The organism is Bartonella sp. CL70QHWL (assembly GCF_042194855.1).
Lineage (GTDB): Bacteria > Pseudomonadota > Alphaproteobacteria > Rhizobiales > Rhizobiaceae > Bartonella.
Genome location: NZ_JBHINJ010000141.1, coordinates 1 through 543, shown reverse-complemented (window position 1 = coordinate 543; position 543 = coordinate 1). Strand labels below are relative to the sequence as shown.

Annotated in this window: 1 pseudogene; it reads right to left on the bottom strand. The window is 47.1% G+C overall.

Features of this window, described 5'->3' with window-relative positions:
• A pseudogene (locus tag ACFIJZ_RS10155) lies at positions 1 to 543 on the bottom strand (hemagglutinin repeat-containing protein); the annotation flags it as partial.

Sequence of the window (543 nt, the reverse complement as noted above, 5' to 3'; positions counted from 1 at the left end):
CCTTGGCTGCTAGCTTGAGCATGCGCACCGTTGCTGATATCACTGGTGCTGATGCTTCCTGTGGTTAGGCTGTTTTTGTCCGCCGAGGCTGTGCTGGAAATAAGTCCTCCGGTCAGCGTTGTTTTATCTTTAACGTTGATCTTAAAACCGCCATCACCCGATTTGATGCCTGATTGTTCCACAACACTATGATAATCACTAGAGGATTTATCCTTGTTCAATGAAATATTGGTTGTGGCTGTACCATCCTTTTTTCCACCATTAAACCCAATAGAAAAAGAGTCTTGCTTGCTGGAACTTTGTCCCGTATCACTGCGGCTGGTAATGACGAAATCACCCCCTACTTCCATTTCTACACGCTCTCCAGAAACCACGGCGCCTGCCAATGTGGTTGTTTGCCCCACTCGTTGTGTGAACTGTGCCGGTGCCAATAATATGGCTGTTCTTGTGATGCACTTCCTCACTGGAACCCTTGCCTTTACCAAAAGAAGCATTCCCCATCCACCCTGTACCACCGGTACCATAACTATACCCAACATTCAT